General features: G+C 74.4%; 19 protein-coding genes. 6 read left to right on the plus strand and 13 right to left on the minus strand.

Annotated features, from left to right (window positions below):
- Window positions 1-197 precede the first annotated feature (197 nt).
- A complete protein-coding gene (locus BGK67_RS29630) occupies window positions 198-1,814 on the minus strand; it encodes an FAD-binding oxidoreductase (RefSeq protein ID WP_069922950.1) in 1,617 nt (538 codons plus the stop codon).
- 63 nt (window positions 1,815-1,877) lie between these two features.
- Here BGK67_RS29630 and BGK67_RS29635 point away from each other — a divergent pair, with 63 nt between their 5' ends.
- Entirely contained in the window at window positions 1,878-2,528 is a 651-nt protein-coding gene (locus BGK67_RS29635) for a TetR/AcrR family transcriptional regulator (RefSeq protein ID WP_069922951.1), read from the plus strand.
- A 679-nt stretch (window positions 2,529-3,207) separates the two neighbouring features.
- Window positions 3,208-3,978: an NPP1 family protein gene (locus tag BGK67_RS29640; protein WP_069922952.1), complete on the plus strand. Its 771-nt coding sequence runs from the start codon at window positions 3,208-3,210 to the stop codon at window positions 3,976-3,978.
- A gap of 7 nt (window positions 3,979-3,985) precedes the next feature.
- On the opposite strand, the gene BGK67_RS29645 is transcribed toward BGK67_RS29640, so the two are convergent.
- A complete protein-coding gene (locus tag BGK67_RS29645) occupies window positions 3,986-4,654 on the minus strand; it encodes a hypothetical protein (protein ID WP_069922953.1) in 669 nt (222 codons plus the stop codon).
- The gene (locus BGK67_RS39115; protein ID WP_167739606.1) at window positions 4,624-5,757 is read right to left on the minus strand and encodes a hypothetical protein; all 1,134 of its coding nucleotides are present in this window, start codon (window positions 5,755-5,757) and stop codon (window positions 4,624-4,626) included. Before BGK67_RS39115 ends, BGK67_RS29645 begins: the two co-directional genes overlap by 31 nt.
- Before the next feature lie 179 nt (window positions 5,758-5,936).
- Between BGK67_RS39115 and BGK67_RS29655 the strand changes: the two genes are divergently transcribed.
- On the plus strand, window positions 5,937-7,436 hold the full coding sequence (locus BGK67_RS29655) for an MFS transporter (RefSeq protein WP_069922955.1): 1,500 nt from the start codon (window positions 5,937-5,939) through the stop codon (window positions 7,434-7,436).
- A gap of 83 nt (window positions 7,437-7,519) precedes the next feature.
- On the opposite strand, the gene BGK67_RS29660 is transcribed toward BGK67_RS29655, so the two are convergent.
- From BGK67_RS29660 to rpmG, 8 genes are all read right to left on the minus strand, one after another.
- The gene (locus BGK67_RS29660) at window positions 7,520-8,275 is read right to left on the minus strand and encodes a class I SAM-dependent methyltransferase (protein ID WP_432215489.1); all 756 of its coding nucleotides are present in this window, start codon (window positions 8,273-8,275) and stop codon (window positions 7,520-7,522) included.
- 14 nt (window positions 8,276-8,289) lie between these two features.
- Window positions 8,290-9,498 carry an aminotransferase class V-fold PLP-dependent enzyme gene (locus BGK67_RS29665; RefSeq protein ID WP_107488885.1) on the minus strand — a complete coding sequence of 403 codons (1,209 nt, stop codon included), beginning with the start codon at window positions 9,496-9,498 and terminating at the stop codon, window positions 8,290-8,292.
- The gene (locus BGK67_RS29670) at window positions 9,491-10,813 is read right to left on the minus strand and encodes a pyridoxal-phosphate dependent enzyme (protein ID WP_069922958.1); all 1,323 of its coding nucleotides are present in this window, start codon (window positions 10,811-10,813) and stop codon (window positions 9,491-9,493) included. Before BGK67_RS29670 ends, BGK67_RS29665 begins: the two co-directional genes overlap by 8 nt.
- Window positions 10,810-12,291 (minus strand): type III PLP-dependent enzyme domain-containing protein, encoded by a 1,482-nt coding sequence (locus BGK67_RS29675; RefSeq protein ID WP_069922959.1) that lies wholly within the window; start codon window positions 12,289-12,291, stop codon window positions 10,810-10,812. Before BGK67_RS29675 ends, BGK67_RS29670 begins: the two co-directional genes overlap by 4 nt.
- 208 nt (window positions 12,292-12,499) lie before the next feature.
- Window positions 12,500-12,736 carry a 30S ribosomal protein S18 gene (rpsR, locus tag BGK67_RS29680; protein WP_069922960.1) on the minus strand — a complete coding sequence of 79 codons (237 nt, stop codon included), beginning with the start codon at window positions 12,734-12,736 and terminating at the stop codon, window positions 12,500-12,502.
- Window positions 12,737-12,804: 68 nt separating this feature from the next.
- Window positions 12,805-13,947 carry a CobW family GTP-binding protein gene (locus BGK67_RS29685; protein WP_069922961.1) on the minus strand — a complete coding sequence of 381 codons (1,143 nt, stop codon included), beginning with the start codon at window positions 13,945-13,947 and terminating at the stop codon, window positions 12,805-12,807.
- On the minus strand, window positions 13,944-14,192 hold the full coding sequence (locus BGK67_RS29690) for a type B 50S ribosomal protein L31 (protein WP_069922962.1): 249 nt from the start codon (window positions 14,190-14,192) through the stop codon (window positions 13,944-13,946). The genes BGK67_RS29685 and BGK67_RS29690 overlap by 4 nt, the downstream gene beginning before the upstream one ends.
- Before the next feature lie 31 nt (window positions 14,193-14,223).
- Window positions 14,224-14,388, minus strand: a complete 165-nt coding sequence (gene rpmG, locus BGK67_RS29695) for a 50S ribosomal protein L33 (RefSeq protein WP_030162346.1) — start codon at window positions 14,386-14,388, stop codon at window positions 14,224-14,226.
- Between the two features lie 69 nt (window positions 14,389-14,457).
- Between rpmG and rpmB the strand changes: the two genes are divergently transcribed.
- On the plus strand, window positions 14,458-14,694 hold the full coding sequence (gene rpmB, locus BGK67_RS29700; protein ID WP_069922963.1) for a 50S ribosomal protein L28: 237 nt from the start codon (window positions 14,458-14,460) through the stop codon (window positions 14,692-14,694).
- The gene (gene rpsN / locus BGK67_RS29705; protein WP_069922964.1) at window positions 14,694-14,999 is read left to right on the plus strand and encodes a 30S ribosomal protein S14; all 306 of its coding nucleotides are present in this window, start codon (window positions 14,694-14,696) and stop codon (window positions 14,997-14,999) included. The genes rpmB and rpsN overlap by 1 nt, the downstream gene beginning before the upstream one ends.
- Window positions 15,000-15,098: 99 nt before the next feature.
- Here rpsN and BGK67_RS29710 read toward each other — a convergent pair whose 3' ends face one another.
- Window positions 15,099-15,470, minus strand: a complete 372-nt coding sequence (locus tag BGK67_RS29710; protein ID WP_069924201.1) for an ArsR/SmtB family transcription factor — start codon at window positions 15,468-15,470, stop codon at window positions 15,099-15,101.
- A gap of 96 nt (window positions 15,471-15,566) precedes the next feature.
- Between BGK67_RS29710 and BGK67_RS29715 the strand changes: the two genes are divergently transcribed.
- Complete coding sequence (locus tag BGK67_RS29715; protein WP_069922965.1) at window positions 15,567-17,549, plus strand: heavy metal translocating P-type ATPase; 1,983 nt, start codon at window positions 15,567-15,569, stop codon at window positions 17,547-17,549.
- Here the strand turns inward: BGK67_RS29715 and BGK67_RS29720 are convergent.
- Window positions 17,539-18,795, minus strand: coding sequence for a Gfo/Idh/MocA family protein (locus BGK67_RS29720; RefSeq protein ID WP_069922966.1), 1,257 nt, complete (start codon window positions 18,793-18,795; stop codon window positions 17,539-17,541). The two genes, BGK67_RS29715 and BGK67_RS29720, sit on opposite strands and share 11 nt — an antisense overlap.
- Window positions 18,796-18,889: the final 94 nt, after the last annotated feature.

Raw genomic sequence — 18,889 nt, forward strand, 5'->3', positions numbered from 1 at the left:
TCCGGCGGCGCACCGGCCCCGCCCCCGGTGCCAAGGGGCCGCTCAGCCTCTGGGCACGTCCGAGAACCCGAACACGTGCCCGGCCTGCCCGCAGGGCCCACCGCCTGCTGGACGGCGGACCGGACGGGCGGCTCGTGGCCGCCTGCGGCACGGAGACCGCGGTGCTCGGCCCGCCCGCTCACGCCTCCCGGAGGCAGTCAGTCCACGAGAACGCCGGGGTTGAGGATGCCCCGGGGGTCGAGCGCCCCCTTCGCGGCCCGCAGCGCGAGGGCGAAGGGTTCCGGGCGCTGGCGGTCGTAGCCCGGGCGGTGGTCGCGGCCGACGGCATGGTGGTGGGTGATGGTGGCCCGGTGGCGGTGCAGGACCTCGCCCGCGACGGCCTTGAGGTCGTCCCAGAGCGCGACCTCGTCCCCGGCGCGCCCCGCGGCCAGAACGGTGAAGTAGGGCGCGGCCCCGTCCGGATAGACGTGCGTCAGGCGGCAGTTGACGGTCGCCGGGTGCCCGGTCGCCTTGAGTGCCGCCGCGCCGACCTCGGTGCGCACCGCGTCGATCAGGCCGGGGATCCGGTCCCAGGTGGCCGCCGTCTCGAAGGTCTCCGCGACGGCGCCCATCCTGGCCAGGCCGTCCCGCAGGTACGGCATCCGCAGGAAGGCCGAACGCCAGGCGCTCACGGCCGCGCCGCCGTCCGGCGCCCCGGCCGCGGCCCCTCCCGAGCCGTCGGTCCCCTCGTACCGGCCGCCGTACGAGCGGGCCAGGCCGACGGCCCGCTCCAGCCGGGCGGCCACCGGCTCGTCCGCGGACTCGAACCCCAGCACCAGCACGGCGCAGCCGTCCCGCGCCGCGCCCGACAGCGCCGCCTCACCGGCATCCAGCAGACGGCAGTTGGCGGGGGACAGGTCGGACTGCGCGAGGGCGCGCACCGCCCGGAGCGCGGCGTGGAAATCGGCGAAGGCGACCGCGGCGGAGGACTTGTGGCGGGGGCGTTCCCGCAGGCGGACCCAGGCCTCGGTGATGACGCCGAGGGCCCCTTCGGAGCCCAGGAACAGGCGGTCGGGGGAGGGGCCCGCCCCGGAGGCGGGCAGCCGCCATGACGCGCTCGTACCGGCCGGGGTGACCACGCGCATGGCCTGGACGAAGTCGTCGATGTGCGTGCGGCCGGTGGCGTAGTGGCCGCCGGCCCGGGTGGCGAGCCAGCCCCCGAGGGTGGAGAACTCGAAGCTCTGCGGGAAGTGCCGCAGGGTGAGGCCGTGGGGCCGCAACTGGTCCTCCAGGCTCGGCCCCAGGGTGCCGGCCTGGATGCGCGCGGCCCGGCCCTCTGCGTCGACCTCCAGGACCCGGCCCATGGCCGTCAGGTCCAGGGACAGCACCGCCCGGTGTGCGTCGCCGCGGTACTCCACGCCCCCGGTGACCGAGGAGCCGCCGCCGTACGGGACCACCGCCACCTGCCGGTCACCGGCCCAGTGCAGCAGGTCGGCGACGTCCTGCTCGTCGGCCGGCCGGGCGACGAGGTCGGGGATGCGGCCCGGGCGCCCGCGCAGCGCCCGTACGACGTCCCGGTACGCCTTTCCCATGGCGTGGGCGGCGCGGTCGGCGGGGTCGGAGGCGACCAGGCCGGCGAGGCTCGCCGGGGGTTCCAGGGCGGGGCGCCCGATGCCGAGGTCGCGGACGCGGGGGACGGGGAGGGGGCGGCTGAGGGTGCCGGGGAGCAGGGCGCCCATCGCGGCGCATTGCGCGTCGTCGGGGTGGGCGTCCGCCCAGCCCCAGCCCCACCAGGAGCGGGTGCGGGAGGTCGGTTGCGGGGTGGCGGCGGCCATGGGGCACTCCAGGGGTCGAGGTAATTTACCCAGAGGTAAATTACCTACTGATAATATCGGTGCATGGCAACCCCACCAGCCCCGCGGACCTCCTCTTCGAAGGCCGGCACCAAGGGTGTCCCGCGGCACCACCGCCGGCGGCAGATGCTGGAGGCCGCCACGGAGGAGTTCGGCGCCCACGGCTTCGCGGCCGCCTCGCTCCCCGCGATCGCCGCGCGCGTCGGCGTCACCAAGACGCTGCTGCACCAGTACTTCGGGACCAAGGAGGACCTGTACATCGCCTGCCTGGTCCCCGTCGGCGACCGGTTGCTGGAGGCCATCCGTACGGCGATGGGCCCCGACGGGACCGCGCCGCACACGCCGCTGCGCGTACTCGACGGCATCTTCACCGCGCTGGAGGGGCGCCGGGAGGCGTGGTTCGTCCTGTACGACACCTCCCTGCCGCCCGGCGGCGAGGCCGCGCGCCGGGCCTCCGCCTACTGGTCGGCCATCGACGCGCTCGCCGCCGGCGGCACCGCCGAACTGCTGCGCGCGGCCGGATCCACCGACCCGCTGGACGCCGACGCGCTCAAGTACGTGTGGCGGGACCTGGTCGCCACCCTCGTCCGCTGGTGGGTCAAGCACCCGGAACAGACGCCGGCGGCCATGACGCGGCGCTGCGCCCGCCTCTTCGCGGCCGCGGCGACCCTCACCGACGAGGGCCGCGCCCGCTGACCCGGCGCCCGACCTGTGCTCCGCGGAGAACCGGGCCATGATGGCCAGAGGGCGCCGTGGCCTTCCCGGGCCCGCCGTACCCGCGCAGGGCGGCACGTCCGATTCGGGAGGCGGCTCGTACTCATGGACGAATCACGCAGGGCCTGGATCATGATCGGCGGCGTCGTCGCGGTCATCCTCCTCAACCTCTCGGCCATCATCCTGATGAACGCGCTCGGACGATGACCGTGTGACGCCGTTCGGCGCACCCGCCCGCATGACGCTCGTCGGCACCCACTCCACCGTGTGACGGCCCATGGCGCGCCCGGCCGTGTGACGGCCGACGGCGCCCCCGACCTGTGATGGCCCACGGCGCACACCCCGCCCGTACCCCCGCGCCGCGTCGCGCCGCGCGCTTGGAGCCGACGAGGCCGCTTCCCGCCCTGCCCCTCGCCTCCTGGGGGTGCCTCCGGACGCCGACCGGCGCCGCCTCACACGTCCGCCTCGCGGCCCGTTTTTCCTGACGATCACTCAATTACCCTGTCCGCAGCGGCTGTCCGTGCGCCTCGCCGTACGAGGAAGACAGCCTGCCCGGACCCTTGCCGTGTCGCACCGGTTCGCGAATGATGCTCCGGGCGCGTCGGACGACGGTGGTTGCGGTGCGCCCGCCCCCCCAACCCGACCGGCCAGGAGGCCCGGTGTGCGGACGAACCGTCACATCCAGAGATCGTCAGTGGTCGTCGGCGCCGCACTCGCGCTGGTCGTCGGCCTACCCCACGCGGCTTTCGCGGCACCGCCCCCGGCCCTGCCCGCCCAGGCCGAGGCGATCGAGCAGGCCTTCCAGCCGGCCTACGACTACGACACCGACGGCTGCTACCCGACACCCGCCATAGGTCCCACCGGAGTTCTGAACGGCGGACTCAAACCCACCGGCGCCCTCAACGGCAACTGCCGGGACGCCTCGGACCTCGCCAACACCAACGGCTACTCCCGCTGGGCCTGCAACAACGGCTGGTGCGCCGTGGTGTACGCGCTGTACTTCGAGAAGGACCAGGCCGTCCCCGGCATCGAGCTCGGCGGCCACCGCCACGACTGGGAGCACGTCGTGGTCTGGATCCAGGGCAACGAGGCCAAGTACGTCGCGACCTCCGCCCATGGCGACTTCGACATCCACACGCGCGACCAGATCCGCTGGGACGGTACCCACCCCAAGATCGTCTATCACAAGGACGGTGTCGGCACCCACTGCTTCCGCGCGGCGAACACCAACGACGAACCGCCCGAGAACCACCGCCGCGCCTGGCAGTTCCCCGCACTGGTCGGCTGGTCGGGCTACCCCGCGACCCTGCGGGACAAGCTCAGCCAGGCCGATTTCGGCAGCGCGCACTTCGGCCTGAAGGACGGCTCCTTCGCCTCCCACCTGGCGGAAGCCAAACCGGCGGGCATCCCCTTCGACCCGAACCAGGCGTGACGGTTCCCTATCCGGACCCGGGGGACCCGCGGGACCCGCCGAGGGCACCGGCCTGCAGGTAGGTCTGCGTAGACCCCCGGTACAGGGGAGGGAGCAGCTCGACGGGGGAGCGCAGGCGCAGCTCCGCGGGCAGGTCCAGGCGGCCCTCCCGCGACGCGACGGCGATCTGCCGGACGGAGAGCTTCGCCTCGACCGCGCAGTCTCCGGCCCGTACGGCGATCAGGCGGGCGTCGCGGACCGCGGCGACCAGTGCGGTGATCCGGAAGACGACGGTGAGCCCCACGTCCACCGTGGCGACCTGAGCCCCGTCCACCAGGACGTCCACCGCGGGGTGGTGGGCGGAAGTGATGCCGTGCGTGGCCAGGGCGACCACCTCTTCGCTGCCCGGGTACTGGCGGGTCCGGCGGGCGGCGTCCCTGAGGGCGGTGTGCTTGGCCCAGCCGCCCGCGACCAGCGCGATGAGATCGAGGTCGAGGAACCCGGCGATGACGGAGCCCAGCCGCGCCTCGACGGCCCGGTCCGCCGCGTCGGTCAGGCCGCGCGGGCCGGGGAGGAGGCCCGTGCCGGTGTGCTGGTCGTGCAGCGCCGCGGCGAGCCCGGCGGCGGCCCGGTCCTCGTCCGCGCCCAGCAGGAAGGACCGCACGGTCAGGGGAGGGGCGACAGGGGCGGTGGGCATCGGTCTTCCTCCTGCACGGTCTGCTCTCCGGGATCCGCACGCGGCTCCAGCCGTACGCAGTGACCGGGCGGCCCGGTGACCTGGGTGGTCCCGGGGGAGGGGCGCAGCCGGGTGCTGACGTGCTCGCGCACCCAGCGCGGCCCCCGCTGACGTTGGGCCAGGAACGCGGCTCCCGCGGCAGCCAGCAGACCCGCGCCGAGGAGCCCGGAGCCGACCACCCAGCCGACGGGGGCCGCACCGCCGCCCCCGGAGTTCGGGTTCGGCGGCGGCGGGAGCGGCGTCGGCGGGTCGGGGGTCAGCGGGTCAGGGGTCAGCGGGTCGGGGGTCAGCGGGTCAGGGGTCAGCGGGTCGGGGGTCAGCGGGTCGGGGGTCGGCGGGCCCGGGCTGGGCACGAGGCCGGTGTCGGTCGGGGACGGCTCCGGGGAGGGCTCCGGAGCCGTCACGGTGAACGCGGCCTCGGCCGACCGGCCGGGGTCCCCGGCGCACTGCACCAACAGGGCGTGCTCGCCCGTCGTCTCACCGGCCGGGATCTCGACCACGGCCTGGAACGCGGCCTCCGCAGAGACCGCCGAGGTGCCCACCACCGCGCCGTCCCACAGCAGTTCCACCACCGGACAGTCGAACCCCGAACCCGAGAGGACGGGTTGCGCCGTACCGGCCTCTCCTTCGTCCGGAGCGAGGGTCACCACCGGCTCCGGGGCGGGGAGCGCCACGGTGAACGTTGCGGTCGCGGTGGACCGTACGGCGCCGTACCGGCAGTCGGCGGTCACGGGATGGGGGCCGGGCCCGGCGTCGTCTGGTACGGAGAAGGCGAGCTCGAACGCGCCGTCGTCCGTGAGGTCGGCGCTCCCGACGGGGCTGCCGTCCCAGTGCAGGTCGACCCTGCTGGTGCTTCCCACGGCCGTGTTGGTCTCCGGGTCCGTCTCGCAGGACCCGCTGACGGCGACCGGGGTTCCCGGCGGGCCCGTGTCCGGGGTGAGGACGACCGAGGCCGGTGCCCGGGCCTGGGCGGGGGGTGCGGCGACGGGTGGTCCCCACGCCACCGCCGCGCTCAGAAGCACTGCGGCCAGCGATCGGCCGGACCATCGGACAACGGCAGACATGACCCTCCGTGAGCGGCCTCCCATTCTCCTCCGCCCGCCCGGTTACCGCCCCTCGTCGGAGCGGACCCGGGCCGGACGGCGGTCGCCTGACGCGGGCCTCCCGCCCCGGCCGGCCAGCGGTTTTCCAAAACGGCAAAAATCTTTGCCGTGGCGATACGCGCGCGCTCAGGCTCACGCGCATGAGCCCACACCCTGAACCCGCCCCGCAGGCCCGCGCGTCCCAGCGGACGCCCGACGAACGCAGGGCGCTCGCCGCCCTCTCGCTCTCCGCGCTGCTGTCCTCGCTCGGCACCAGCATCGCCAACGTCGGACTGCCGACGCTGGCCCAGGCCTTCGACGCCTCCTTCCAGCAAGTGCAGTGGATCGTCCTCGCCTATCTCCTCGCCCTCACCACACTGGTCGTCAGCGCCGGACGGCTCGGGGACCTCATCGGCCGCCGCCGGCTGCTCCTGGCCGGCATCCTCCTGTTCACGGTCGCCTCCGTCCTGTGCGGCGCCGCGCCCAGCCTCTGGCTGCTGATCGCCGCCCGCGCGGCGCAAGGCGTCGGAGCGGCCGTGATGATGGCCCTCACCATGGCGTTGGTCGGCGGGACCGTCCCGAAGGCGAGAACCGGCAGCGCCATGGGCCTGCTCGGCACCATGTCCGCCGTCGGCACCGCGCTCGGCCCCTCGCTGGGCGGCGTACTGATCTCCGGATTCGGCTGGCGGGCGATCTTCCTCGTCAACCTCCCGCTGGGCATCCTCACCCTGCTGCTCGCCCACCGCCACCTGCCCGCCGACCTGCCCGGGCGTCCGGCCGGCGGCGCCCGCTTCGACCATGTCGGCACGCTGCTGCTCGCGTCGACGCTCGCGGCGTACGCGCTCGCCATGACCCTGGGGCGCGGCGGTTCCGGTCCACTGGGCGCGGGCCTGCTCGCGGCCGCGGCCTGTGGAGCCGTCCTCTTCGTACGCGCCGAGGCGAGAGTCGCGTCCCCGCTGATCCGGCCGCGGGCGCTCCGCGATCCGGGGCTCGGCGGCAGCCTCGCGATGAGCGTCCTCGTCTCCACGGTGATGATGGCCACGCTGGTGGTCGGGCCGTTCCACCTGGCACGCGGCCTCGGGCTCCACGAGGCGCTCGTGGGACTCGTCATGTCGGCCGGTCCCCTGGCCGCCGCCCTGACCGGCGTACCGGCGGGCCGGCTCGCGGACCGCTTCGGCGGGCCCCGTACGACCGTCGCCGGGCTCGCCGCCATGGCCGCCGGTGCCGGCGCCCTGTCGATGCTGCCGGCGAGCTCCGGCGTCACCGGCTACCTGGCCCCCATGGTGGTCGTCACGGCCGGGTACGCGGTGTTCCAGACGGCCAACAACACCGCCGTCATGGCCGACGTCCCCGCGAACCGGCGGGGCGTCGTCTCCGGCCTGCTCAACCTGTCGCGCAATCTCGGCCTCGTCACCGGGGCGTCCGTCATGGGCGCCGTCTTCGCCGGTGCGTCGGCGACGGCCGACGTGACCACCGCGGGACCCGAGGCCGTCGCCGCCGGCATGCGGATCACCTTCGCCGTGGCGGCGGGCCTGATCCTCGCCGCGCTCGCCATCGCCGTCGCCCTCGCGACCGCGCCCCGGCGAGCCGGCAAGGCCCAAACCCGGCGGCGGGCGGGCGCGGTCGTCCACGGCCCCCGCTCCGGACAGCGCCGCCCTTGACGGGCCGGGCCGTCAGCGGTGCGGCCCCGGCCTCCCCGCACGGGAGGGGGCCGCACGAGACGCGCCCCCGGCCCCGCGGCCGCTCAGCGGACGGCGACCACCACATGGCTGTGGCCGAACTGCCACACCGTGCCGGTCTGGTGGAACCCGGCCTCGCGCAGCAGGGCGACATGCCCGGAGAGGGTCAGGGCGTTGCCCTCGCAGTGCGGGTGCCGGTCGGGCCCGCAGTCGGCGAGCCGTGGTGCCAGCTCGGGGTCGGCGGCCGCCTCCGTCCACCAGGACTCCCAGTCCTCGGTGGTGTCCAGGTACCGCTCGGAGTGGCGTTCGCCCACGTGGAGGGCGAGTTCGGCGATGCGCGGCGCGTCGGGGCGGATGTGGTCGCCGTTGACGAGGACGCCGCCGGGGCGCAGCCGTTCGGCGAGCTCCCCGTAGACCTGCCGCAGCGTGGACTCCCCTAGGTAGTGCAGGGCCGTCGCCGAGACCACCGCGTCCACCGGGCGGTCCAGGGCGAGCGCGTCCAGCCAGCCGGGGCTCCCGATCACGGCCTCGACGTGCCGCAGGGCCGGTCCGTAGTGGGATCTGCCGAGTTCGAGGAGCAGGGGGTCGGCGTCCACGGCCAGCACCTCGGCCTCCGGGAGGCGGCCGGCCAGCCGCGCGGCCAGGGCTCCCGGGCCGCTCCCCAGGTCGAGGACCAGGGGAGCGGCCCGGCCGGCCGTCACCTGTTCGACCACGTCGGTGATGACCGTGAACCGCTCCTCGCGGTCGACGGCGTACCGCTGTTGCTGGCTCTCCCAGCGCTCCACCCAGCGCGCCGCCGTACGGGCCGTCATCGTACTCATCTCCATAATGGAAATCATTGCAGAGTAGCCAGGGTGGTGAGCAACCCTTCCACCTCCGCACGCGTGTTGTGCACGTGCAGGCTCACCCGAACCGAGGACTCCCGGTCGCCGCCCGCCTGGCAGTGGCCGTCGGAGCGCACCATGAAGCCGTGGCTGAACAGGATGAAGCCGAGGTCCTGGGCGCCTATCCCACGGTGCCGGAAGGTGACGATGCTCCGCCGCCGCTGCACCTCGGACGCGGAGTCCAGGCTCGAACGGCAGCCGAGCACCTCGTACGCGGGCAGCCGCCCGAGCCCGTCGGTCAACAGGGAGGTCAGCGCCACGGTCCAGCGCTCGATGCGGTCGGTCCCGGCGGCGTCCAGCCAGTCCAGGGCCGCCGCCAGCGAGGCGATGCCCACCGTGTTGGGGGTGCCGCGCCATCCGCCGGGCCGGAAGGCCGGCCCGCGCCGCTCGCGCGCCCACACCGCGCCCGTACCGGGCAGCGCGAGCGCCTTGTGTCCGGAGAAGACCACGAAGTCCACGTCGAGCCCGGCGACCGAGACCGGCAGGTGGCCGATGCTCTGGGCGGCGTCCAGGCAGATGGGCACCTCGGGGCCGACCGCCTCGCGGATGCGGTGCACGTTCATGTCGGCCCCGTACACGTGGTGCACGTGCGTGGCGGCCACGAAGCGGGTGCGCGGGCCGGCCATCGCGGCGAGGGCCGCCGGGTCGTAGTCCCCGGAGCCCGCCTGGCAGGGCAGTTCCCGTACCTCGATCCGCACCCCCTGGCGGGCCAGCAGCTCCCGCGCCTCCAGCCACGGCGAAAGGTTCGCCTCGTGGTCGGCGAACGGGACGACGATCTCGTCGCCGTCCGCCAGCAGGCCGGGCAGCCACTCCCGGGCGACGGTGCGCAGTCCGTCCGTGGCCCCGGTGGTGAAGTGCACCGAGGACCGGTCCGGCCGGGGGTCGCCGAGGAACTCCTTGACCCGGTCGCGGGCGCGCTCCACCAGGGCGGTGGTCGCATTGGCCCACGGGTACGAACCCCGGCCCGCGTTGGCGTTCGAGGTCGTCAGGTAGCCGTGCACGGCGTCCAGGACGGCCCGCGGCTTCTGCGCGGTGGCCGCGCTGTCCAGATAAGCCAGGTGGGGGTGGCCGGTGATGATCGGGAACTGGGCGCGCAGCCCGCGCTGCCACGAGGCCAGTTCCTCGATCTCCCCGGCGGGGCCGGCCGCCACGTCAGTCACGCACCAGGGGTGCGCCGGCGTCCCGCCAGGCCACGATCCCGCCGGCGAGGCTGCGTACGTCCGGGTGGCCCATGCGCGTCAGCAGCGCCGCGTACCGGGCGGACTTCTCGCCGACCGGGCAGGTCAGCAGCACCGGCTGCCGGGTGCCGAAGGGCAGGCCGCCGAGCAGGAGTTCCTCGAAGAGCTCGTCGACGATGTTGACCGCGCCGTCGATGTGCAGGGCCGCGTAGGCGAACGGGCCGCGGAGGTCGACCACCAGCGGGCGCCGGTCCTCGATCCACTTCTGGGCCTCGGCGACCTCGACGACGGCCGCCGCGCGCACCTCGGCCGCGGTCAGCGTGCTCACCGAGTTCTTCGCCGGAGGCCTGCCGAGCAGGTCGGGACGGCGCCGGCGCACGTAGCCGAGGTAGCTCTCCGCCCGGTCGCACACGATGAACACGGCCGTCCTGCGCCCGCCGTCCGACGGGGTGTCCAGCGGCCGGAGATGGCGTACCGCCCCGAGGTACGCGGCCCCGCCGGTGGGACCGGCGAGCAGTCCGCAGCGGCGGATCAGCGTCACCATCCCGTCGATGGCCTCGTCCGAGCTCACCGCCTCGATCGCGTCGTAGGCGGCGGGGTCGAAGAGGCCGACCTGCTGCACCTCGTCGAGGGTGCGGATGCCGGGGATGAAGTCGGACTTCTGCCCGACCAGTCCGACGACCCGCACGGCCGGGTCGTGGGCGCGCAGGGCGCGGGCGACCCCGGTGGACGAACCGGCCGTGCCCACGCACGCGACGAACCAGTCCGGGGCCCGGCCGTCGAGATCGGCGACGATCTCCGGTCCGGTGCCCTGCGCGTGCGCCTGCGCGTTCAGGGGGTTGAAGTACTGGTCGGTGTGGAGGAGGGCGCTGTCGGGCCGGCTGAGGCGCTGGTGGAACCGGGTCAGCGGGTCTTCGGTGTCGGTCGGGTCGAGGCATTCGCTCTGCCCCGGCAGCTCCTCGATCTCGGCGCCCAGCAGCAGGAGCAGGTCCTTGACCTCGGGCAGGCGCATCCTGTTGGTGACGCTCTTGAAGGGCAGCCCGTGCATCCCCGCGATCAGGGCCAGGGCCTTGGCGGTGTTCCCGCTGGACAGCTCGACGACCGTCGCGGCCCCGGCCCGCGCCTCGTCCAGCGCGGGGCGGACCATGTGCCAGGCCGCCCGGTCCTTCAGCGAGCCGAAGGGGTTGAGCATCTCCAGCTTGGCGTAGAGGTCGATGTGGCGCAGGCCGTGCACGGCCGGGTCGATTCGGACCAGCGGGGTGTTGCCGATGGCCTCGGTGATGCTGTCGTACCTCATGTCCGCCGTCCCCCCGTGGCTGTGACCGGCCAGTACTCCTCGTCGAGGCACCAACTCCAGGCCCCTCCCCCCTCCCCGGCCCCCTCCTGGCGGACGGCCACCTTGCGGGCCACGGGCTGCTGTTGGGCCCGGGTCGCGGTGAAGTCCATGCAGTAGCCCGCGGTGTTGGCGAAGGCGAGCAGATCGCCGGGCCGCGGCAGCCGGGGCAGGAACACCATCCGGCGGGTGATCAGGTCCGCTTCGAGGCAGAGGTTGCCCATGAGGTACACGCCCACCGGTCCGCCAACCCGTCCGGGCGGCTCGTCGCGGGGGACCAGCACGGGGTCCATCAGGACGCCGTGGTCCTCCAGCCCCACGTCCCCGGCGTTGAGGGCGAGCCGTACGAGGTGCTCCCCGGCCCCGCCCGCCCGCACCTCCCGCACCCTCCCGAGCGTGAGCCCGCACTGGTCCGCCAGCGCCCGGCCGGGCTCGGCGTACAGGTCGTACATGCTCTCCAGGAGCAGGGTGCCGAACGGGCGGCCGAGGCCCGGGGCGGGCCGGGACAGGAGCTCGTCGAGGTAGGCGGCGCCGGCGACGGGGCGGTGCGCCGGATACAGGCCGAGGGATCCACGCAGGGTGCCGTTCTCCGCGCGCAGGCCGTAACCGTGGCCGCCCCAGGTGAGGGGCGGGCGCCGGCCCATGACGGCGTGCGTGAGCTCGGTGGTGTAGCGGTCCCACTGCTCGGCGTGGGTCAGGTAGTTCACGCCGAAGCCGCCGCCCACGTCGACCACGCGCGGCGCGAATCCGCGGATCTGCAGCTCCTCCATCGCCCGCAGGCACCCTTCGAGCGCCGTCGCCTTCTCGTCCAGGCTCGTGGTGTCGAGGTGGTAGCCCACCCCGATCGGCTCCAGCGCGTCCTGGTGGCGTTCCAGTACGTCGAGCAGGTCGCTGAGCGATTTCACGGCGGTGCCGAACCGGCTGCGGCGGGACAGCACCCGGGTGCCGGAGGTCTCGAACTCGGACAGCCGCAGGATCACGCGCAGGCGGGGCAGGCCGAACGCGCCGGTGATCCGGGCCGCTTCCTCCAGCTCCGCGACGCCGTCGGCGTTGACCACGGCGCCGCTGCGCGCGGCGAGCCAGAGCGTCTCGGGGTCCTTGGGGCCGGTCACCACGATGCGGTCCCCGGTGAAACCCGAGCCCAGTGCGTGCCTCAACTCGCCGAGCGAGGCGGAGTCGAGGGCGGCGCCGGTCGTGGCGAGGTGCCGGACCAGGGCGCTGGAGCGGCTGGCCTTGTGCGCGAAGCAGACCCGGCCCCCGAGGCGGTGGCGGCGCAGGACGGAGCCGAATCGCGCCACGTTCTCGGCGAACTGCTGCGGGAGCACGAGGTTCAGCGGTGATCCGAGCCCGTCCACGAGCCCGTGCAGGAAGGGGGCCGCGTCCAGCAAGGACGTCAGCCGCGGTGACAGCCGTGGTTCCAGGTACAGAGGTGCGTTGCTCATCCCAGCTGTTCCTCCCCGACGAGGAATACGTACCGGTTCGGCAAACGGTCATAAGACCGTAACCCGCCCCGGCCCCTTTGGGCCCGGCCCGGCGGGGGAGGGACTGCTTCGCGACGCCGGACGGCCGAATCAGGACGGTCGAGGCCGCCGCCGGGCCCGCGGCCGCTCCGGTTCCGCCCCGGGCCCGGCGGGTGGTGCCCCGCTCCGGCTACCTGGCGGCGTAGGGGAGCAGGGCCATCTCGCGGGCGTTCTTGACCGCCGCGGCGAGCCGGCGCTGCTGCCGGGCCGTGACGCGGGTGACACGGCGGCTGCGGATCTTCCCGCGGTCGGAGATGAACTTCCGCAGCAGGTCGGTGTCCTTGTAGTCGATATAGGTGATCTTCGCCGCGTCCAGCGGGTTGGGGCGGGAGGCGAGGGACTTGCGGGGCGTGATGCGTCGGGCCATGGGGAGTCCTGAACTGTGAGAGGGAACCGCGTCGTGTCGACCGGGTGTGGTGGGGAGGCGCCGGCGTCCTACGCGACGGGGGCGAGGAGGGCGTCGAAGGCGGCGGGCAGGCGCTTCCACGCCTCGCGTCCCGCGGTGTACTCGGCGTCCGTCAGCAGGCAGGAGTCGAGGAGCCGCTCCAGCCCCTCGCGGTCGAGCCCGGGCGAGGTGAAGACCAGGTGCTGGCAGCAGTCGCCGTGCTCGGGGTGCCAGCCCAGCGCGGCGGCCGCCCGGCGCACCGGCGGCACCATCTCCCAGGCGGCGTCCGGGAGGGAGGCCAGCCAGGGCCCGCTGTCCTCCACGCAGAGCGCGCCGCCCGCGGCGTCCCAGGCGAGCAGGGTGTCGGGGCGGTCGGCGAGCCAGAACCGGCCACGGCTGCGGGCGGCCGCGCAGGCCAGGTCCTCCAGCGCCTCGTACAACCGCTCCGGGTGGAACGGCCGGTGACGGTGCCAGACGAGGGTGGCGACCCCGGCTTCGTCGGCCTCCTGCGGCAGCAGCGCACAGGCCGGGTGCTGCGCCGCGGCGGCGGCCTCGGTGTCGAACCCGGCGAAGGCGAGCCGCGGCAGGTCGCCGGAGCCGCTCTCCACCCGGCGGGCGGTCGGGTGGAGCTGCTCCAGGAGGGCCCGGTCCTCCTCGTCCGCGTCGGCGCCGCCGGCGAGGGCCAGTACGGGCGCGTACTCGAGCTGCCGGGCCCAGGTGTCGCCGATCGTCCGCCGGTCGGAGGCCGCCGCCGCGAGCCCGGCCTCCGCGAGGTCGTCCCCGTTGGACAGGTACGGCAGGACGAGGGCGGGATCGACGGCGGTGATCACGTTGGTGAGGTCCAGCCGCCCGCCGCCGTGCGCGGCGACGACCTCGGCCATCGCCCGCGGTTCGACGGAATCCCACAACTCGACGACGGCGAGCCGGGTCAGCCCGCCGTCGGCGAGCCGCCACAGCTCGGGGACCAGGTCCTCGCGCAGGGCGCAGCAGGCGCAGTCGTTGACGAGCGGCGCCTCACCGGACCCGAGCACGCCGGAGCTGTCGCGCACGGTGCGCAGGACGGTGCCCTGGGGCGCCGTGGACAGGTCGTGGTGCAGGGCGACGCTGCCGGGGACGGCGGCGAGCAGCCGCTCCACGGTGGTGCGGCGGGCATCGGAGTGCAGCCCGCCGACGATGACGACGGGCAGGGTCACGCCGTGCTCCCGTACCGCCGCTGGAAGCGCTCGACGCGTCCGGCGGTGTCCAGGACGCGGGCGGTGCCCGTGTAGAAGGGGTGGCTCTGCGAGGAGATCTCCACGTCGATGACGGGGTAGGTGTTGCCGTCCTCCCACTCCACCGTCTTCTCGCTGGTGGCGGTGGAGCGGGTGAGGAAGGCGAAGTCGGCGGCCTTGTCGCGGAAGACGACGGGGCCGTAGGCGGGGTGGATTCCGGGCTTCATGGCGGTGTCCTTCTGGGCTGTGGGGTCGGGTTCAGCGCTCTTCGCGGAAGTCGACGTGCCGGCGGACCACCGGGTCGAACTTGCGCAGCACCATGCGGTCCGGGTCGTTCCGCCGGTTCTTGCGGGTGACGTAGGTGTAGCCGGTGCCCGCGGTGGAGCGGAGCTTGACGATCGGGCGTACTTCGTTGCGTGCCATGCCGCTACTATACGGGAATGGAAATCATTTCCAATAACGTGTCCGCTTCAGAGAGGGCCAGGTGACACCGTGTCCGCCCACTGCCAGCTGACCGGAGCCCAGCCGGGCTTCGGCAACCGCATCTCCCACTCCCACCGGCGCACCCCGCGCCGCTTCGACCCCAACATCCAGCGCAAGCGCTACTGGCTGCCGAGCGAGGGGCGGCACGTGCGCCTCACCCTCAGTGCGAAGGCGGTCAAGACCGTCGACGTGATCGGCGTCGAGGCCGCGGTGGCCCGGATCCGGGCCCGAGGGGGGAAGGTCTGATGGCGAAGAAGAGCAAGGTCGCGCGGAACGAGAGGCGCAAGGCGACCGTCGAGCGCTACGCCGCCCGGCGCGCGGAGCTGAAGGAGGTCCTGCGCCGGCCCTCCTCGACCGACGCCGAACGCCGCGCCGCACTGGTCGAGTTGCGCGGGCAGCCGCGCGACGCCAGTGCGACGCGGGTGCGCAACCGGGACAGCGTGGACGGGCGGCCCCGCGGCCACCTGCGGAAGTTCGGGCTCTCCCGGATCCGGATGCGCGAGCAGGCGCACGCCGGCCTCCTTCCCGGAGTCACCAAGTCGTCCTGGTAGGACCGGGCTCCGGGCGACGGCGCGACGACCCGCGTCTCCGGCGGGATGCGGGCCGCCGGGCCGTCGCTCCCGGCGTGGTGTGCCTGGCGGCCCGCGGGCTCAGTGCGCTTCCGTGGGCACCCTGTCGTGCAGGCCCAGGCGCAGGTGCTCCACGTGGAAGAGGGCCTGGTCGAGGAGTTCGGCGACGTGGTGGTCGTACAGCGAGTAGACGATGGAGCGGCCCCGCCGCTCGCCGGCGACCAGGCCGAGGTTGCGCAGCAGGCGCAGCTGGTGGGAGCAGGCCGAGGGCTCCATGCCCACCGCTTCGGCGAGGTCGCCCACCGCGCAGGGGCCCTCCTGGAGGCGGGCGAGGATGTACAGCCGCGAGGGGGTGGCCAGGGCCTGGAGGGTCGCCGCCACGTCCGCGGTCCCCACGGCGTCCAGGCGTTCGCGCGTCGTGGCGGTGTTCTCGGCGTCCGTTGCGTGGCCCATGGCGGCCATCTTACCGGCGTTATATGAAGACCTCTTCAGATGTTCCTGTACGGTGAGGAGGCAGCCGTCTCCCTGCCCGCGAAGGGTTGATCCGTCATGCCTCCAGTCCTGCTCCAGCGCCCCCGGCGAGCTCCCTCGGCCGCGGCCCCGGCGGCCCCGCGGCGCCGTACCCGGGTGCTCGCCCTGGCGGAGGCCCGCTGGGCCGCGGCCGCGCTGCTGCTCTTCCTGGCCGCACTGCCGCTCCAGCTGACCGGCGCCCCGGCCTGGGCGTGGGGCCCGCTGTACGCCGCCGCGTACGCCGCCGGCGGGTGGGAGCCGGCCCGGGCCGGGCTCCGGGCGCTGCGGGACAAGACCCTGGACGTGGACCTGCTGATGATCGTCGCCGCGCTCGGTGCGGCGTCGATCGGTCAGGTGATGGACGGCGCGCTGCTGATCGTCATCTTCGCCACCTCCGGGGCCCTGGAGGCTCTGGCCACCGCCCGCACCCAGGACGCGGTGCGCGGCCTGCTCGACCTCGCACCGCCCACCGCCACCCGGCTGAGGGGCGACGGCCGAGAGGAGACGGTCGCCACCGCGGACCTCGGGATCGGCGACATCGTCCTGATCCGGCCGGGGGAGCGGATCGGGGCCGACGGCCGGGTCCTGGAAGGGGCGAGCGAGGTCGACCAGGCCACCATCACCGGAGAACCGCTGCCGGCCCTGAAGGAGACCGGCGACGAGGTGTTCGCCGGCACCCTCAACGGGACCGGAGCCCTGCGCGTGGCGGTCGAACGCGACGCCTCCGACTCGGTGATCGCCCGGATCGTCGCGATGGTCGGCGAAGCCTCCGAGACCAAGGCGCCCACCCAGTTGTTCATCGAGAAGATCGAACAGCGCTATTCGATCGGCATGGTCGCCGCCACCCTGGCCGTCTTCCTGGTCCCGCTCGCCTTCGGCGCCGACCTCACCGGCTCCCTGCTGCGGGCCATGACCTTCATGATCGTCGCCTCGCCCTGCGCCGTGGTGCTGGCCACCATGCCGCCGCTGCTGTCGGCCATCGCCAACGCCGGGCGCCACGGCGTCCTGGTCAAGTCCGCCGTGGTGATGGAACGCCTCGGACAGGTCGACGCCGTCGCCCTCGACAAGACCGGCACCCTCACCGAAGGCACCCCCCGCGTCACCGACATCCGGCCGCTGCCCGGCGCCGGACTGACCGAGGACGCCCTCCTGGCCCTTGCGGCAGCCGCCGAACGCCCCAGCGAGCACCCCCTCGCCCGCGCCATCACCGCCGCCGCCCGCGAACGGCGCTTGCGCCCGGCCGCCGCCACGGACTTCGGCTCCGTCCCCGGATCGGGCGTGACGGCCACCGTGGGCGGCCACGTCATCGAGGCCGGAGCCCCGGCCCGGCTGCTGGACGGCTCCCCGCACTGCGCCGCCGCGGCACTAGCCGCCGAGGTCGCGGGCGCGCTGGAGAGCGGCGGCCGTACCGCCGTGCTCGTCCGGCGCGACGGGGTCCCCGTCGGCGTGCTGGGACTCGCCGACCGGCTGCGCCCCGGCGCGGCCGCCGCCGTCACGGCCCTGCGCGCGCTGACCGGCACCGCGCCGGTCCTGCTGACCGGTGACAACCCGCGCGCCGCCGGCCGCCTCGCCGCGGAGATCGGCATCACCGACGTCCGCGCCGGCCTGCTGCCTCAGGACAAGGTCGCCGCGGTCCGGGAGCAGGAGGCGGCCGGACGCCGGGTGCTGGTGGTCGGCGACGGCGTCAACGACGCCCCCGCACTGGCCGCCGCGCACACGGGCGTCGCCATGGGCCGGGCCGGATCCGACCTGGCCCTGGAAACCGCCGACGCCGTCGTCGTCCGCGACGAACTGGCCGCCGTACCGGCCGTGATCGCACTGTCCCGCGCCGCGCGCCGCCTGGTGGTGCAGAACCTCGTCGTCGCCGGGGTGTTCATCTCCGTCCTGGTCGTCTGGGACCTGGCCGGCCACCTGCCGCTGCCGCTGGGCGTGCTGGGACACGAGGGATCGACCGTCATCGTCGGCCTCAACGGCCTGCGCCTGCTGCGCGACTCCGCCTGGAACCGGGCGCTCACGTCCTGATGTCCACCACGGTGCCTTCACGCCGGGCACGTTCGGCGGCCAGCACGGTCAGATGGCTGGTGAGGGACTCCCGCGGCCCGGACTCCACCAGCCCGGGATCCCCGGTGGCGACGGCCGAGACGAAGGCGTCCATGAGGCCCGCGTCGCCGCCTCCGTGGCCGCCGGCGGCGTCCATCGCCCCTCCGGGGCCGAGCCCGATGACCTCCTCGCCGCGCGTCAGGAAGTCGTAGAGCCGCAACTGCCGGCCGTTCCCCCTCAGTTCGCCGCGCGTGCCGAAGATCCGGGTCTGGCGGTCCGCGTGTTCGGTGAAGGCGGTCATGGTGAACGTGGCCGTGGCCCCGGAGTCGAACTCCATCGCGACGACCTGGTGGTCCACCACGTCGTTGTCGCAGGCGTACACGCAGCGCCCGTACGGGCCTTCGCGCAGCGCGGTCTCCAGGGCCCGGGGGGTGAACTCGTCGACCACCACGCTCAGCGGCCAGCCGTGCCGTCCCGCGGCGAGCCGGTCGCCGTAGTCCCGGGCGGCGGAGTAGGGGCAAGCCTCCTCCACGGCGCAGTCCAGACACCGGTCCGCGGCGCCCGACGGTTTGCGCTCGGGCCGGAAATGGGAGAGCCGGCCGAAGCTGGAGACGCGTACGGGCGGCCGGCCGAGCACGTACTGCAGCCAGTCCAGGTCGTGGCAGGACTTCGCCATCAGCATGGAGGTGGCCTCGTCCTCACGGCGCCAGTTGCCGCGCACGAAGGAGTGGGCCTGGTGCCAGAAGCCCACCGGCTCCAGGTGCTGGACGCTGACGACGTCCCCGATCCGCCCGGAGTCGAGGACGCGCTTGAGCGCCCGCGTGTACGGGGTGTAGCGCAGGACGTGCCCGACGCAGAGGATCACCCCGGCCTCCTCGACGGCTGCCACGATCCGCCGGCACTCCTCCTCGGTCAGCGCCATCGGCTTCTCGAGCATGATGTGGTAGCCGAGTGCGGCGAACGCCAGGACCGGCTCCAGGTGGTCGCGGTCCAGCGTGCAGATCAGCACCGCGTCCGCCACCCGGCCACGGGCCGCCAGCGCCCGCCAGTCGCCCACCACCGCCCCCGCGTCCAGACCGTGCGCGGCAGCGATCCGCTCCCGCCGCACCGTCCGCGGCTCGGCCACCGCGACCACCGCGGCCCGCTCCGGGTGGGCCAGCGCCCAGGCCGCGCGAGCGGCTCCGCGGTCCCCGGCACCGACGACGGCAAGAGTGACTGCGACGGGCATCCGTCCCGCTTTCCGTACGTAGGCGACGTCCGGGCGCGAGGCTAGTGCTCGCGGATCACCGCGACAAGACGCCCCGGCCCGCGCCCTTCGGCCG

It is taken from the genome of Streptomyces subrutilus (assembly GCF_001746425.1).
In the GTDB taxonomy this organism is placed as follows: Bacteria; Actinomycetota; Actinomycetes; order Streptomycetales; family Streptomycetaceae; genus Streptomyces; species Streptomyces subrutilus_A.

What these genes read in the sequence shown, in the direction of transcription:
- rpsN (WP_069922964.1), top strand. Translation starts at nt 14,694, where the DNA reads ATGGCGAAGAAGAGCAAGGTCGCGCGGAACGAGAGGCGCAAGGCGACC.
- BGK67_RS29720 (WP_069922966.1), bottom strand. Translation starts at nt 18,795, where the DNA reads ATGCCCGTCGCAGTCACTCTTGCCGTCGTCGGTGCCGGGGACCGCGGA.
- BGK67_RS29675 (WP_069922959.1), bottom strand. Translation starts at nt 12,291, where the DNA reads ATGAGCAACGCACCTCTGTACCTGGAACCACGGCTGTCACCGCGGCTG.
- BGK67_RS29670 (WP_069922958.1), bottom strand. Translation starts at nt 10,813, where the DNA reads ATGAGGTACGACAGCATCACCGAGGCCATCGGCAACACCCCGCTGGTC.
- BGK67_RS29645 (WP_069922953.1), bottom strand. Translation starts at nt 4,654, where the DNA reads ATGCCCACCGCCCCTGTCGCCCCTCCCCTGACCGTGCGGTCCTTCCTG.
- BGK67_RS29715 (WP_069922965.1), top strand. Translation starts at nt 15,567, where the DNA reads ATGCCTCCAGTCCTGCTCCAGCGCCCCCGGCGAGCTCCCTCGGCCGCG.
- BGK67_RS29635 (WP_069922951.1), top strand. Translation starts at nt 1,878, where the DNA reads ATGGCAACCCCACCAGCCCCGCGGACCTCCTCTTCGAAGGCCGGCACC.
- BGK67_RS29660 (WP_432215489.1), bottom strand. Translation starts at nt 8,275, where the DNA reads ATGAGTACGATGACGGCCCGTACGGCGGCGCGCTGGGTGGAGCGCTGG.
- BGK67_RS29630 (WP_069922950.1), bottom strand. Translation starts at nt 1,814, where the DNA reads ATGGCCGCCGCCACCCCGCAACCGACCTCCCGCACCCGCTCCTGGTGG.
- BGK67_RS29710 (WP_069924201.1), bottom strand. Translation starts at nt 15,470, where the DNA reads ATGGGCCACGCAACGGACGCCGAGAACACCGCCACGACGCGCGAACGC.
- BGK67_RS29690 (WP_069922962.1), bottom strand. Translation starts at nt 14,192, where the DNA reads ATGAAGCCCGGAATCCACCCCGCCTACGGCCCCGTCGTCTTCCGCGAC.
- rpmG (WP_030162346.1), bottom strand. Translation starts at nt 14,388, where the DNA reads ATGGCACGCAACGAAGTACGCCCGATCGTCAAGCTCCGCTCCACCGCG.
- rpsR (WP_069922960.1), bottom strand. Translation starts at nt 12,736, where the DNA reads ATGGCCCGACGCATCACGCCCCGCAAGTCCCTCGCCTCCCGCCCCAAC.
- BGK67_RS29655 (WP_069922955.1), top strand. Translation starts at nt 5,937, where the DNA reads ATGAGCCCACACCCTGAACCCGCCCCGCAGGCCCGCGCGTCCCAGCGG.
- BGK67_RS39115 (WP_167739606.1), bottom strand. Translation starts at nt 5,757, where the DNA reads ATGTCTGCCGTTGTCCGATGGTCCGGCCGATCGCTGGCCGCAGTGCTT.